Here is a 14,527-nt window from a genome sequence, read left to right as displayed (position 1 = left end):
TTTAGCTTCTCGAAGAGCGCCGCCAGGGCTGATCCAGCAATTCGGCGGGACGGAGGCAGCCAGGGCGCATGGCGCTGAGGCGGCCCCGCTGGGGGCTGGGGATCGCCTCCGTTGCCGTTGGCGTTGCCGTCAGGCCGCTTTCCGCTGGTGAGCGGGAGATTCTGGCCGGTCGGACGCCGGGGTTGCTGGATTGCCTGGCCGGGGTTCCCGATCCGCGGGACGCGCGTGGGGTGCGGCATCGGCTGGTGTCGCTGCTGGCGGTGACGGTTGCGGCGGTGGTGGCCGGGGCGCGGTCGTTCGCGGCGGTCGCTGAGCGGGTCGCGGACGCGTCCCCGCAGGTCATGGCTTCCTTGGAAGTGCGGTGGGATCCGCTTTCCCGCAGCTGGGAGCCTCCTGGCGAAGCGACGATCCGCCGGGTGCTGGAACAAGTCGATCCCGAGGCGTTCGATGCCGCCGCGGCGTCATGGCTGGTCGGGCAGCTCACCGGGCCGGCGACCACGCCCCGGCCGACCGGACGGCGTGTGCTGGCCGTTGACGGCAAGAGCCTGCGCGGCACCCGCCACTACACCGCGAAGGGCACCGCGACCCATCTGCTGTCGGTCCTGGACCAGGCCGCGCAGGCCACACTCCGGCAAGTGGAAGTCGACGGCAAGAGCAACGAGATCACCGCGCTCCGGCCCCTGCTCCAACCCCTCGATCTGGAGGACGTCATCGTCACCGCGGACGCCCAGCACACCCAACGCGACGCCGCCACGTTCCTGGTCGAGGAGAAGAACGCGCACTGAGGTGATCTCACCGAGTTTCGGGTAGGTGGCCGTGTTCGAAGTGGGTGAGGACGAGGGCGGCTCGGGTGATGTCGGTGATTTTGCTGGGGCTGGCGGTGATGTGCTGGAGGGTGCGCCATCGGGTCTTGAGCAGGGCGAATCCTCGTTCTCCGAGGCAGCGCAGTCCGCGTAGGAGCCGGTTGTAGGTGCGGTTGCCGATGCTGAGCCGCTGTCCGTCGGTGGGGTTTTTGATGGGGGTGAGAATGCCGATTCCGGCGCCTTCGTATCCGCCGTCGGCGAGGGTGGGCAGGCCGTTCGCGGCGGCTTTGTAGAGAGCGCCGAGCAGGTGGGCGCGGGCGGCGGTCAGGTCGTGGACGGAGCCGGGTTCGACGTCGGAGACCCACAGGGGCAGGCCGCCCGGGGAGGACAGGGCCTGGATGTTGCCGGCGTGGTGGTGGGCCTTGCCGGAGTACCACAGGTCGATCAGCTCGCCTTTGACGCTGAGGGTCTGCTCGGCGCACCGGTCCGCGGACATCAGGGTGCCGTCCATGATCAGGTAGGCGTGGCCGTCGGCTCGCGCGCGGTCGAGCGCGTCGTGCAGATCGGGTGCCTGATCTGCGAGAACGTCGATTCCCTCGTCCACGTAGCGGTAGCCGGTGGCCCGCGAGATGCCGTGGTCGCGGCCGAGGCCGGGGATGTCCATTTCCCCGCGGAACCAGCGCAGGACCCCGACCGCCTGCCAGAACGGGGTCAGCGCACGGCTGCCCTTCGGCGTTCCACGTCGCCGCCGCTCGGCCCCCAGCAGCCGGGCAACCTGCAGAACCAGGTCACGGGAGACGTCGAGCATGGCACGATGGGCAATCACGTGGAGCCTTCCGGAGGCGAAGACGGAGCTGTGGTGGCCCTCTTCCTACCGAGGCTCCACGTCTCATTTCCGGCCTTCGACGAACCCTCCAGAAAAGCCCGGAACACCCGCCTCCTGCCCAGAAAAACCAGCTGACCGGCCTATTCCTCTGAGATCACCTCATTATGCAGGCGCGCTCCCCAAGGTTGATTTCTATGAGGGGATGACCTTGATCGCGAACCTGTTCAGGTAGGAAATTTAATGGAAGTTGTCCAGGTCGGCCTGCCGATCTCCTTCGGCAGGCCCCTTTTCCTCAAGTGCTATGAAAAGAGCCATAGTCAACTACTTCTATGTGTCGGCCCGGAGAGGGAAAAGCCGACCAGGCTCGAAGTACTGTTTAAGGACGTGGTGTACATCGGCCTGCGGGAGGAGACTCCGAACGCGTCGCTTCGTTTTGCTTCAGGCGACGAGGAGGGGGTGATCCAGTCTACGGTGGCGCCGTTCAATTGGAGAGGGAGGTGAGCCTTCCTCTTCGGACCATCGCTCGCAGAAGGGATTGTAATCGCGCGAGGTGTGGTGTGGGCGGAAGATTCTCGTGCGTTTGGTGAGCCAAGTTCGCTTATGACGGGACTTTATGAACCCGAGCCTGAGCGGGTTTTTGGCGCAGTGGAATGACCTCAAGGTCGCAGTGTGGCGCTGACGGTGCCCCTCGTTGCCGTCAGTGTTGCCGTCAAGCCAAAGCGGTCGTTGTAGGTTTCCTACAAAGCGGGTGAGCTGGGCAGATGCGTTCTGTCGTCAGTCTGGCTTTCGGCAACGCGCGGACGCTGGTGGTGGGGTCCGCTCGTCGCTGGGCGGGGCAGCGTTTCGGGTTCGGCTCGCCGCTCGAGCACCCGGCGGTGTATGGGGCTGGATCTTGTTGCCGGGCGGGCTGCCGGGCCGGAGGCAGGAGGCGTGCCCGTCCCGGGCGGGCGTAGCCCGCGGCGCGCGTCAGCGCGCTCTTGATACTTGTAGAGAAAGTTTCAGCCAGCTCGTGTGACTTCTGATGACTCTGCGTGCGTTCTGGTGAGTTGGGTGTCTCCGGTATCGGCGAGCTGAGTGATCGGTTTGGGCAGGGGCGGGGGCCCGTACGCTGGCCCGGCGTATCGGGCGGGCCTGGCCTGCCCGCTGAGGCCCGATCAGGGCTCCTGCGAGGGTTCCCTGCCCAAACCGATAGCTTCCGTCTCCTCGCCGATCTCGGCCGTCCGATGATTCAATCCTTGGCGGGCCCGGGTGGCCGGCTCCTCGTGTTGCCTGCGGTGTGGGTGTCCCGGTGACACCTGCCGGTCCTGCTCGTTCGCCCGGGTTGCCGTCACCGTTGCCGTCAAGACCTGTGCCCGGACGGGCACGCTTTGGAACGCAGCAGGTCGGGAGCCAGTCATGGCCCGCCGTGATCTCCCGTTCGGCCTGATCGCCGCACACCTACTACGTCCTCGCAGACACCACCCCCATCCTCGTCCACAACTGCGACGTCCCTCTCTTCCGCGGCACTTCCAAGGGACATAAGGGAAGCGCAGGAACCCAGCGGGTCGGTGTGACGCCGACATCAAGTGACCCGGGAGTCGCCACGATCTTCGCAACCCACTCTGAGGTACGTCCTCGCCGGCACGACACTGGCGCATGGTGCCGAATAGCACACCGATTCAGAACATACATATTCAATGAGAACGGAGATGCGGTCGTTCACTTAGTTTTCAAGGACCATGGGACTGGCGGCCCCTCGTGGCCACGTCTTCACGACGCCGGGAGCCGTGCAGGGCCACGGACGCGGCGCACCGCATTTTCTGGAAAGAAGGATCCCCGTAAGATGGAACCTGAGGTCGCCACGGTAGTGAAGGATTGAGGTGGGATCGTGAAACTCGAAGAAGTAGATGTCGATTCCTTCCTCGAGAGGTTCGACAATTTCGAGGATGGTGTCATTACCGGGATTAGCATTGTTCTTCCAAGGTATCCGAACATTGATTCCAGGAAAGTGACATTCGAGATACAGGCGAGGGACGCTGAAGTGTCCGGCGACTGGCGGATGGTCCATATATCAGTTTTCGGACTGAAGGACTATCGAATAGTCGAAGATGCTGCCAGGTATTCCCTGCTCGTCCTTTCTGACGGTCTGCGAATTTGCGTCGCTGACGATTGGTGCCTATTGGATTTGGACCCGGGTCCGGGTGATTGGAGTCCATCGAATTATCTTGAGGATGGTGAGTATTCGCGACAGTTCGCAATAGGAAATTTCTGTAATTATGACGTCCTGGACGGTCCGTACATCTAATAACTGGATGGTTATTCAAAGCCGCCGGCCTCCGCCCTGAGGCCGACTCCAGCAGACAGACGGCACCCGAGCCCTCGTAGAGACCATCCGCTCCTGCCAGGCCACCGGAACCACCACCTACGACCTATTGCGCCACCGCGCTGAACAGTGCGCAACCTTCCTTGTCCGCCCCATCAACCCTGCCTGCCGCCGATGAGGTCGGCCGGGATTCAATGGGTACGTGGACGTGGTCGCAGCGAACGGTGACGGTCTAATTGCAGAGCGGACCCCATCACTCGACTGAGCTTCCCCCGTTTGACGGCCAGGGTGATGTTCACCCGTTTTGGCGGGCACCACGGTCGAGAGAGATACGAGTGGAACTTCTGAAGTTGCTGGGTCCAGAGCACTCGCGAAGTTTGCGGATCAGCATGGGAGTGTGTAAGCCTCCTGTTGATCCGTCGTTGTAGAGGAGTGGGCGTGGTTTGGTTCCGCGGGCGGTCAAGAGCCAGAACGGACGAGAACTGGATTGCGGGTGCACTGGTTCTCCGGGCGATGAGAGAGATTCGAGCTCTTTCGTCACCGGCTGACCGGGATCCCAGGGGAAGCTGCGTGCCGGAGAATCTGGACCGGATCTGGTTGCTGGCCGGTATCTGTGAGAGCCTTCCCATCGTCGCAAGGTCTTCTCCCAGACGCCTGTTCTTGAGTGAACCAGGATGGGCTGGCAGAGATGCCATGTGTCGTCCGGTCGGTTACCTGTGGCGCAATTCGGAACCAGAGGTTCGCGCGTGGATCTTGGACCAGGTACGGAAGACTCACATCAAATGGGTTCCCCCAGAGGACTGATCGGCGCCTGAGTTCGCCGTCAAGCCGCGATCCTGCTCGCAGGAAGCCTACGAGCCCCGTGAAACCGGGCGGGTGCAGCTGTCGTCAGCGGGTCCTCCCCAGATCTCGGGTTCGAGCGAGGCCATGGCAGGCCCTTCGCAACATCGCGATGGTGCGGGGTTGATGCTTTCTATCTCGGATATTGCTACAGGAGTGCGGAGTGCCGACCCTGGATCCGTCACTGGATTGGCAGACACGGAGATTAACCGCGTTCGCGAGCGGTGGGGCGTTCGCGGGATTCCTGGACGGTATGTAGAGTTCCTGTCTTTGATGGGGCGCGGTGCTGGTGGGATTCTCCGTGGGGTCCCCGAGATCCTCGATATGCGACGAGCGTCTGATGCGTACTTCGCCGGTACCGAGTACGGCACCCAAAGGCTTCGCGTGAGATAAACCATCGGGCCTTCCAGATCCGATGGCGGTCACGGGCGCCGGCGGCTGCCGGGGCTCGCGAGGAGAATCCGCGGGGGCTGTCGTGGGGGCCGGGAGGGCGCGGAAGGCGGCCCGCGTGGGGCGGGCCGCCGGGGGGAAGGGGTCAGGCGGGTTGGAGGGGGGAGAAGGCGGAGGCGTCGCCTTCCAGGGGGGTGCTGGGGGTGCCGTTGATGCCGAGGGGGATGTCGCCGGCGATGGTGATGCGGTGGAGGCGGCGGGGGTGGTCGCCGTAGTCGGCGACGGCGTAGTGCTGGGTGGAGCGGTTGTCCCAGATGGCGAGGTCGCCGGGGGACCAGGTCCAGCGGACGGTGTGCTCCAGGCGGGTGATGTGGCGCTGGAAGAGGCCGAAGAGGTCCTGGAAGTCGGCGGTGGACAGGCCCGGGATGGACTGGGCGAAGTGGCCGAGCAGGAGTGACGGCTCGCCCGTCTCCGGGTGGATGCGGACCAGGGGGTGCTCGGTCTTGAAGACGGTGTTGGCGAACTCCGCGCGGTACTTCTCCTCGCGCACGTCGATGCCGCCGATGGCCGTGGGGCGCTCCAGCGCGTAGTCGTAGGCGTTGGTGTGCACGAAGCGGAGGCTGTCGGCGAGCGCCTTGAGCGCCGGAGCCAGGTTCGTGTAGGCGGCGACGGTGTTGGCCCAGACCGTCGTGCCGCCGTAGGGCGGGAGGGTGATGGCGCGCAGGACGGAGATGGCCGGGACGCGGTCGACGAAGGTGACGTCGGTGTGCCAGCTGTTGGCCTTGCCCTGCTCGGAGTCGATCGGCAGGATCGCGTGCCCGTCGCCGCGGACGGTCGGGTGCGGGAGGGTGACCTCGCCGAGCTGGGCGGCGAAGGCGTACTGGTCGTCGTCGGTGGCGTGGTGCTGGTCGCGCAGGAAGACGACCCGGTGCTTCAGCAGGGCCGCGCGGAACTGCGCGACGGCGGTCGGGTCGAGGTCGGGGCCGATGCGCAGTCCGGCGACGACGGCGCCGATCGCGCCGCCGACCTTGGTGACCTGAAGTTCGCTGCTCGCGCTGGTCATCGGTACCGCTCCTTTCCGGAACCCTCCGGCGGTGAAGGACTCCGAATCCCTACTTACTTGACTTAAACAGTAGGAATAACATACAAAAGCGCCACGGAGAACCCCCGCGAGACCGTCCCTGTGGCACGATCCGAGCCTGCGTTCATGCCGCCCGTCCTCGGTGGCCACGCTGACCCGGGTGGCGCGCATTCCCGCCCGCCACGTCTCGCGCACCCCTTCCTCGCGGGCTTCGGGGTGATCGTGGCATCCGGCATTTCGGACATTACTATGTAAAGGCCGTGCCTTGGGCGGGCGCCCAGTTGATTGCAGAATCCGGCGGTTCTCCGGATATTGGTGATCTTCTTCTCCAGAATGGGCCGCATGGGCAGAGGGCGGGTGCGGGACGTCGCGTTGGCGGTGGGGCTGCTGTCGCTGGCGGCGTCGGTGGGCGTCGTGCTCCAGGTGCTGCGCGACAAGGGGCTGGACACCGCCGCCGACGTCGGACAGGTGGTCGGGGTGGCGCTCGCGGCGGGCGTGCCCGCGGCGCTGCTGGGGCTCTGGTGGTGGCGTGGGCGCGCGGCGGCCGCGGTCACCACCGGCCAGGTGGCGTCCGCGGCGGACGTGCTGGCCCGCTCGGTCGCCGAGCAGTGGCGGCGGGAGGCCGTGGCACGGCAGCTCGACGACCCCGATCCGATCCCGGTCCGTTGGCGGCTCACCGACCGGCCGCTGATGGATCACGGCGCGAGCGTCGCCGCCGACGGGAGACCCGTATGGGAGGGGTCGTCGGACGGGATCGACGTGCTCGCCGACCGGTTCAGGGCGCTGCGCCGCAACCGTCTCGTCCTTCTCGGCGGGCCCGGTGCGGGCAAGACGACCCTCGCCGTCCAGCTGGTGCGGGAACTGCTCAAGAGCCGCAAGCCGGAGGAGCCCGTACCGGTGCTGCTCTCGGCGGCCTCCTGGGACGTCGAGGCGACACCGGACGTGTGGGAGTGGACGGCCGATCAGCTCCGCCTCGGTCATCCGGCGCTGGCGGGGCGGGAGTTCGGCGGCGAGGGAGCCCGGCACCTCGTCGCGGACCGGATGGTCGTGCCCGTCCTCGACGGCCTGGACGAGGTGCCCCCGCAGGCGCGCACCGCGATGCTCGCGGCCCTGAACCGGCACCTCGGCGACGCGGGCGGGCTCATCCTCACCTGCCGGACCGACGAGTACACCGAACTCGTCGAGGCGGCGGGGGACGTGCTCACCGGCGCCGCGGTCGCCGAGCCGGACCTCCTCACCCCGGCCGCGGCCGCCGGCTACCTGCGCCGCTGCCTCCCGCCGGTCCCGTCCCAAGCCTGGCGGGACTGCCTCGACGCGCTGGAGAGGGGCACCGCCCCGGTGCTCGCCGAAGTGTGCGCGACCCCTTTGGGCCTGTGGCTGATCCGGGTCACCCAGATCAGGCCGGGCGGCGACCCCGCGCACCTCACCGACCCGGCCGTCCACCCCGGCGGCGCCCACCTGCGCGCCCATCTCTTCGACGGCCTCGTCGCCGCGCTCATCGAGAGCCGCCCGCCCACCGGAGACGCCGCCCTGTTCCGTCCGCGCCGCGCGCACGACCCGGCCGCGGCCCGGCGCTGGCTCGCCTACCTGGCCCACCACCTCACCGGCACGGTGGCCGCGCCGACCCGTGACCTCGCCTGGTGGCGTCTGGCCGCCACGGTGATGCCGCTCGACCGCTTCCGGCGCGACGTCGTGTGCGTCCTCGGGCTCGGCGGCGCGCTCGCGGTCGGCGCCCTGGTCTGCGTGTCGCAGGATCCGGTGCGCGGCGCCGCCGTCTTCCTGTCGTCGGCGCTCTTCTGCGTTCCGCTGCTCTGGGCGGACGCGAGGGAGTGGCCGGGCGAGGAGCCGGGCCGGAGTTCGCTGGCTCCGCTGCGGCGCACGCGCTCGGAGCTGCGGGTCGTGCGCCGTGATCTCGGCGCCATCGTGGAGACCTCCGTGCTCGCCGGGGTCGTCACCGGGCTCTGGGGTGCCGGGGCGGCTCTGTTCATGGGAGGGAACGCGCCGATGGTCGGCGCGGCCGCGGGCTTGGTGGGCCTGGTCATGGCGGGTGCCGTGGCGGTGGTCTCCAACGCGGCCCCGATGGACGGCGGCCGCGCAGCCGCCCCACGGGATGTCTGGCGGGCCGACCGGGCGCTGACCGGCACCGTGGCGTTCAGCATGGGCGCAGGCGTCCTCACCGTGGCGGTGCTCGTGACGATGGCGAGCGGGACGGACCTGAACGTGCCCTTGCTCGCCGTCACGTGCTGCTTCCCCGGCGCGGTGATGGGGGTCGTCTTCCTCAAGCCCCATCGCGCCTGGCCCGCCTACCTGGTCATGTCCCACGAGCTGCGGCGGCGGAGGCTGGCGCCCCGGGACCTCATGGGGTTCCTCGACGACGCGCACCGGCTGGGCCTGCTGCGGGCGGTCGGGCCGGTGTACCAGTTCCGGCACGCCGACTTCCAGGACCACCTGGCGACGCGGTGGGCGCAGGGTGCGCTGCGCGCCGGGCCCGGGGAGCACGGCCCGGCGCGCGGCGAGGTTCAGTAACGGGAGCCGGTCGCCTGGGCGGCCAGGGTGCCGAGGCGGGCGAGGTCTTCGGCGGTGAGGGCGACGTCGGCGGCCGCGGCGTTCTGCTCCAGGTAGGTGGGCCGCTTGGTGCCGGGGATGGGCACGACGTCGGCGCCGCGGGAGTGCACCCAGGCGAGGGCGACCTGACCGGGCAGGACGCCCCGGGCGGCGGCGATCTCGCGGACGACGGCGACGATGGCCTGGTTGGCGTCGACGGCCTCGGCGGTGAAGCGGGGGTTGGAGTTGCGCATGTCGTCGGCGGAGAACTCGGCGGTGGTGACGGTGCCGGTGAGGAAGCCGCGGCCGAGCGGGGAGAAGGGGACGAGGCCGATGCCGAGGCGGCGCAGCGCGGGGAGGATCTCGGCCTCGATGCCGCGGGTCCACAGGGAGTACTCGCTCTGGAGCGCGCTGATGGGGTGGACGGCGTGGGCGCGTTCCAGCTGGTCGACGGTGACCTCGGACAGGCCGAGGTAGCGGACCTTGCCTTCGGTGACGAGTTCGGCCATCGCCCCGACGGTGTCCTCGATCGGCGTGTCCGGGTCGACCCGGTGCAGGTAGTACAGGTCGATCCGGTCGGTGCCGAGACGCGTCAGGGAGTCCTCGCAGGCCTGCTTGACGTACTCGGGGGAGGCGCCGAGCTCGAACTTCATACCGTTCACGACGATGCCCTTGATGCCGCACTTGGTGGCGATGACCGCTTCGTCGCGGCGGCCGCGCAGGGCGTAGCCGAGGAGCCTCTCGTTGGCGCCGAATCCGTAGATGCCGCCCGCGCCGTAGATGTCGGAGGTGTCGAAGAACGTCACGCCGAGTTCGAAGGCCCGGTCGATGGTGGCCAGGGAGACCGTGTCGTCGGCGACGCCGTAGGACTGGCTCATTCCCATGCAGCCGAGTCCCTGTGCCGACACCTTCAGCCCCTGCGAGCCCAGATCGACGGTGCGCATGGTCCCTCCCGAAAAGATCGTTTTACCGAACTCTAGAGGTTCCGCACGGTTCGTGCCGTTCCGGCGCGCGTGCGCAGTGCGGCGAGCAGCATTCCTGCGGCGAAGCAGCCGCCGACGCCTTCGCCCGCGCGCAGCCGCAGGTCCAGGAGGGGTTCGAGGCCGAGGGCGCGCAGCACGGGCGGGTGGCCCTGTTCGCGGCTGCGCTGCCCGGCGATGAGGTGGGCGGCGACGCCGGGCATCATCCGGACGGCGGCGAGCGCGGCGACGGAGGTGGCGAGCCCGTCGAGCACGACCGCCGCGCCGCGGGAGGCCGCGCCGAGGACGACGCCGGTGAGGACGGCGAACTCGCCGCCGCCGAGCGCGGTGAGCAGTTCGAGCGGGCTGCGGTCGCGGTCGCCGACCCGGGCGAGCGCCGCGGCGACGACGGCGCGCTTGCGGTCGACCATCGCCGCGTCGGATCCGGCGCCGAGCCCGACGGTCTCCTCGGCGGGCAGCCCGAGGAACGCCGCGGCGAGGGCGGCGGCGGGGGTGGTGTTCCCGATCCCGGCTTCGCCGAGGACGACGAGTCCGCCGTCCGCGGCCTGCTCCCCGGCCACCCTGCCGGCCTCCAGCAGCAGGCGGGCGGCGACGTCGGTGAGCGCGTCGGTCTCCACGAGGTCGCCGCGAGGCCCCCCGGCCCGGACGGCGTCGGCGAGTTTCCGGTCGAGGCCGGACTCGGCATGAGGGGGGCCGGGCAGCACTCCGGCGTCGAGGGCGAGCACGCCGAGCCCCGCGGCGCGGGCCGCCGACGCGCCCTGCGAGACGCCCGCGCGGGTCGCGTCGAGGATCTGCCGGGTCACCGAGGCGGGGAAGGCCGAGACCCCGTGCCGGGTGACGGGGTGGTCGGCGGCGGCGAGGACGAGGCGGCCTCCGGTGAGGCCGTCGGACCGGATCGCGCGGATCCGGTCGAGTGCGGCGTCCAGGACGCCGAGGGAGCCGGGTACGGCGAGCAGGTCGTCGGCCTCGTCGCGGGCGGCGACGACGGCGGCGGGGGCGGGCGCGGCGAGGTGGTCGGGCGGGGAGGCGGGGTCGGATTCCGGCCAGCGGTCGGCGAAGACGATGTCGTCGAGGGGCAGCCGGTGGGACCAGCCGCGGCGTTCCAGGCCGGGGGAGGGCGGGAGTTCGTCGGGCCAGCCGAGGCAGAGCCAGCCGAGGGTGGTGACGCCGTCGGGCAGGCCGAGGAGGGCGCCGAGTTCGTGGGGCTGGAAGAGGGTGACCCAGCCGAGGCCGAGTCCTTCGGCGCGGGCGGCGAGCCAGAGGTTCTGGATGGCGGCGGCGCACGACCAGAGGTCGGCGTCGGGGAAGGTGGCGCGGCCGAGGACGCCGGCGGCGGGGGTGCGGCGGTCGCAGCAGACGACGACGCCGAGGGGCGCGGCCCGGATGCCTTCCAGGCTGAGGTCCCGCAGCCGCCGGCCGCGTTCCTCGCCGAGCAGGTCGGCCTGGGCGAGTTTCTCGCGTTCGGCCATGAGGGCCGCGGCGTCGCGGAGCGCGGGGTCACGGACGATCAGGAACCGCCACGGCTGGCTGTGCCCGACGGACGGGGCGGTGTGCGCCGCGGCGAGGATCCGGCGCAGGGTCTCCTCGGGGACGGGATCGGGCCGGAAGCGCCGGATGTCGCGCCGGGCTCCGGCGACGGCGTAGAACGCCTCACGTGCGGGAGCGTCGAAGGCCCAGGCGGCCGGATCGGCGGCCCGGTCGACCGCCGCGGAGGTATCCCCAATGAGGGGTATAGGGCGGTTCCAGGTCTTCTGATCCGAACGTGACATGCATCCGAAGATATGCCTGTCTGTTTCCTTATCGCCCCACTGGGCACGGGACCCGGTATGAGGAAGCGCATTCTGATCGTCGGCGGCGGCTACGTCGGCCTGTACACCGCGCTCAGACTCCAGCGGAAGCTGCGCGGTCCGCTGAAGCGCGGTGAGGTCGAGATCACCGTCGTCGATCCACACGGTTACATGACCTACCAACCCTTCCTGCCCGAGGCCGCGGCGGGCAACCTGGAGCCCCGGCACGTCATCGTCCCGCTGCGCCGCGTGCTGCGGCAGTGCAAGATCATCAACGGCCACGTGACCTCGATCGCGCACGCCCGCAGGACCGCCACCGTGGAGATCGCGGCGGGCGAGGCGTGGCCCGTCGACTACGACCTCCTGGTCCTCGCGGTCGGCTCGGTCTCCCGGACGCTCCCGATCCCCGGCCTCGCCGAGCACGGCATCGGCTTCAAGACCATCGAGGAGTCCATCCAGCTGCGCAACCAGGTGCTCGGCCTGCTCGACCGGGCCGCCTCCACCCGGGACGAGGAAGAGCGCCGCCGCTGCCTCACCTTCGTGTTCGTGGGCGGCGGATTCGCCGGCGTCGAGGCGCTGGCGGAGCTCCAGGACATGGCGCACGACTACCTCAAGTGGCTGCCCGAGATGGAGGCCCGGCCCCGCTGGGTCCTCGTGGAGGCCACCGACCACATCCTGCCCGAGGTCGGCGCGGAACTCGGCGTCTACACCGTCGAGCAGCTGCGCCGCCAGGAGATCGAGGTCCTGCTCGACACCCGCCTGAACTCCGCGGTCGGCGGCCGGATCGAGCTCTCGGACGGCCAGGTCTTCGAGGCCGGGACCCTGGTGTGGACCGCGGGCGTCAAACCGAATCCCCTGGTCAACGCGACCGACCTGCCCAAGGACGACAAGGGCCGACTGAAGGCGAACGCGACCCTGACCCTCGAAGGCCACCCCGACGCCTTCACCGCGGGCGACAACGCCGCCGTGCCCGACCTGACCACCGAGGGCGCCTTCACCGCCCCCAACGCCCAGCACGCCGTCCGGCAGGCCAAATGCCTCGCCGACAACGTCGTGGCGACGCTGCGCGGCGAGGAGCTCAAGCCCTACAAGCACGCCTACGTGGGGTCGGTCGCCAGCCTCGGCCTGTACCGGGGAGTCGCCCAGCTGTACGGGGTGAAGGTGCGGGGACTCCCGGCGTGGTTCATCCACCGCACCTACCACCTGACGCGCCTGCCGACGCTCAACCGCAAGGCACGGGTCCTCACCGACTGGACCTTCGCGCTGTTCTTCCGGCGGCAGTTCGTCGCCCTCGGCTCGATGCGCGACCCCTACCGGGAGTTCGACATCGCGACCGGGCGCAGGGATCAGCCGAGCGCGGCCGACACCAGGGCGCGCGCCTCCTCCTGAACCCGGGCCAGGTGCTCGGGGCCGTGGAAGGACTCGGCGTAGATCTTGTAGACGTCCTCGGTGCCCGAGGGGCGGGCGGCGAACCAGGCGTTCTCCGTCTGCACCTTCAGGCCGCCGATCGGGGCGCCGTTGCCGGGCGCGGCGGTGAGCACCGCGGTGATGGGCTCGCCGGCCAGCTCGGTGGCGGTGACCTGCTCCGGGGAGAGCTTGGCGAGGACCGCCTTCTCCTCCCGGGTGGCCGGGGCGTCGACGCGGGCGTAGGACGGGTCGCCGTACTTGCCCGTCAGGTCCCGGTACAGGGCGCTGGGGCTCTGGCCGGTGACGGCGAGGATCTCCGAGGCCAGCAGGGCCAGGATGATGCCGTCCTTGTCGGTGGTCCACACCGAGCCGTCGCGGCGCAGGAACGACGCGCCCGCGCTCTCCTCGCCGCCGAAGCCGAGGGAGCCGTCGAGCAGGCCGGGCACGAACCACTTGAACCCGACGGGCACCTCGACCAGGCGGCGGCCGAGCCCGGCGGCGACCCGGTCGATCATGCTGCTGCTCACCAGGGTCTTGCCGACCCCCGCGGCGCCGGGCCACTGCGGCCGGTGCGCGTACAGGTAGGAGATCGCGGTGGCCAGGTAGTGGTTGGGGTTCATCAGGCCGCCGTCGGGCGTGACGATGCCGTGCCGGTCGGAGTCCGCGTCGTTGCCGGTGGCGATGTCGTAGGCGTCCTTGTTCCCGATGAGGGAGGCCATGGCGTAGGGGGAGGAGCAGTCCATCCGGATCTTGCCGTCCCAGTCCAGCGTCATGAACCGCCAGGTCGGGTCGGTCGCCGGGTTCACGACGGTGAGGTCGAGCCCGTGCACGTCGGCGATGGCGCCCCAGTACTTGACGCTCGCGCCGCCCAGCGGGTCGGCGCCGATCCGGACGCCCGCGCGCCTGATCGCGTCGAGGTCGACGACGTTCGGCAGGTCGGCCACGTAGGTGGTGAGGTAGTCGTACGCCTCGGCCGTGCCGATGGCCTGCTGGAACGGGATCCGCTTGACGCCCTTGAGCCCGTCCTCGATGAGGACGTTCGCCCGGTCCTGGATCCAGGAGGTGGCGTCGGTGTCGGCCGGGCCGCCGTTCGGCGGGTTGTACTTGAAGCCGCCGTCGCGCGGCGGGTTGTGCGACGGGGTCACCACGATCCCGTCGGCCAGATGCGAGGTCCGGTCCTTGTTGAACGCCAGGATCGCGTGCGAGACCGCGGGGGTGGGCGTGTAGCCGTTCTGGTAGCGGACCGTGACGTCGTTGCCCGCGCACACCTCGAGGGCGCTCACCCAGGCCGGGTCGGACAGCGCGTGGGTGTCCGCGCCCAGGTACAGCGGCCCGTCGGTGCCCTGCGCGGCCCGGTACTCGCAGATGGCCTGCGTGGTGGCGAGGATGTGCGCCTCGTTGAAGGCCGCGTCCAGCGCCGAGCCCCGGTGCCCGGAGGTGCCGAAGGAGACTCTCTGCCCCGCCTGCGAAGGATCCGGCTTGATCGCGTAGTAGGCCGTGACCAGCCACGCGACGTCGATCAGATCCTCGGGCCGGGCCGTCTTCCCGGCGCGCTCGTTCACCATGA

10 protein-coding genes are annotated in these 14,527 nt (G+C 69.6%); 5 read left to right on the top strand and 5 right to left on the bottom strand.

Features of this window, described 5'->3' with window-relative positions; genetic code table 11:
• Positions 1-68: 68 nt before the first annotated feature.
• The gene (locus EDD29_RS29175) at positions 69-785 is read left to right on the top strand and encodes an ISAs1 family transposase (protein WP_123667524.1); all 717 of its coding nucleotides are present in this window, start codon (positions 69-71) and stop codon (positions 783-785) included.
• Positions 786-792: 7 nt separating this feature from the next.
• On the opposite strand, the gene EDD29_RS29170 is transcribed toward EDD29_RS29175, so the two are convergent.
• Positions 793-1,629: a transposase family protein gene (locus EDD29_RS29170; protein ID WP_425454991.1), complete on the bottom strand. Its 837-nt coding sequence runs from the start codon at positions 1,627-1,629 to the stop codon at positions 793-795.
• A 240-nt stretch (positions 1,630-1,869) separates the two neighbouring features.
• On the opposite strand from EDD29_RS29170, the gene EDD29_RS29165 reads away from it, so the two are divergent.
• The gene (locus EDD29_RS29165) at positions 1,870-2,130 is read left to right on the top strand and encodes a hypothetical protein (RefSeq protein ID WP_123667522.1); all 261 of its coding nucleotides are present in this window, start codon (positions 1,870-1,872) and stop codon (positions 2,128-2,130) included.
• Positions 2,131-3,496: 1,366 nt separating this feature from the next.
• Positions 3,497-3,913 (top strand): hypothetical protein, encoded by a 417-nt coding sequence (locus EDD29_RS45010; RefSeq protein WP_148086131.1) that lies wholly within the window; start codon positions 3,497-3,499, stop codon positions 3,911-3,913.
• A 1,393-nt stretch (positions 3,914-5,306) separates the two neighbouring features.
• On the opposite strand, the gene EDD29_RS29160 is transcribed toward EDD29_RS45010, so the two are convergent.
• On the bottom strand, positions 5,307-6,224 hold the full coding sequence (locus EDD29_RS29160) for a TauD/TfdA dioxygenase family protein (protein ID WP_123667521.1): 918 nt from the start codon (positions 6,222-6,224) through the stop codon (positions 5,307-5,309).
• Positions 6,225-6,584: 360 nt separating this feature from the next.
• Here EDD29_RS29160 and EDD29_RS29155 point away from each other — a divergent pair, with 360 nt between their 5' ends.
• A complete protein-coding gene (locus EDD29_RS29155; RefSeq protein WP_123667520.1) occupies positions 6,585-8,768 on the top strand; it encodes an NACHT domain-containing protein in 2,184 nt (727 codons plus the stop codon).
• Here EDD29_RS29155 and EDD29_RS29150 read toward each other — a convergent pair.
• Both EDD29_RS29150 and bluB read right to left on the bottom strand, forming a co-directional pair.
• Positions 8,762-9,730, bottom strand: a complete 969-nt coding sequence (locus EDD29_RS29150; RefSeq protein WP_123667519.1) for an aldo/keto reductase — start codon at positions 9,728-9,730, stop codon at positions 8,762-8,764. The two genes, EDD29_RS29155 and EDD29_RS29150, sit on opposite strands and share 7 nt — an antisense overlap.
• A gap of 32 nt (positions 9,731-9,762) precedes the next feature.
• Positions 9,763-11,535, bottom strand: coding sequence for a 5,6-dimethylbenzimidazole synthase (gene bluB / locus EDD29_RS29145; protein ID WP_123667518.1), 1,773 nt, complete (start codon positions 11,533-11,535; stop codon positions 9,763-9,765).
• A gap of 57 nt (positions 11,536-11,592) precedes the next feature.
• On the opposite strand from bluB, the gene EDD29_RS29140 reads away from it, so the two are divergent.
• Positions 11,593-12,942, top strand: coding sequence for an NAD(P)/FAD-dependent oxidoreductase (locus EDD29_RS29140; protein ID WP_123667517.1), 1,350 nt, complete (start codon positions 11,593-11,595; stop codon positions 12,940-12,942).
• Here the strand turns inward: EDD29_RS29140 and pgm are convergent.
• Positions 12,900-14,525, bottom strand: coding sequence for a phosphoglucomutase (alpha-D-glucose-1,6-bisphosphate-dependent) (gene pgm / locus EDD29_RS29135; RefSeq protein WP_123667516.1), 1,626 nt, complete (start codon positions 14,523-14,525; stop codon positions 12,900-12,902). The two genes, EDD29_RS29140 and pgm, sit on opposite strands and share 43 nt — an antisense overlap.
• Between the last annotated feature and the right edge of the window lie 2 nt (positions 14,526-14,527).

The organism is Actinocorallia herbida (genome assembly GCF_003751225.1).
Taxonomy (GTDB): Bacteria; Actinomycetota; Actinomycetes; order Streptosporangiales; family Streptosporangiaceae; genus Actinocorallia; species Actinocorallia herbida.
Note: the sequence above shows the minus strand (reverse complement) of the source record. Positions and strands in the feature narration are given on the sequence as shown.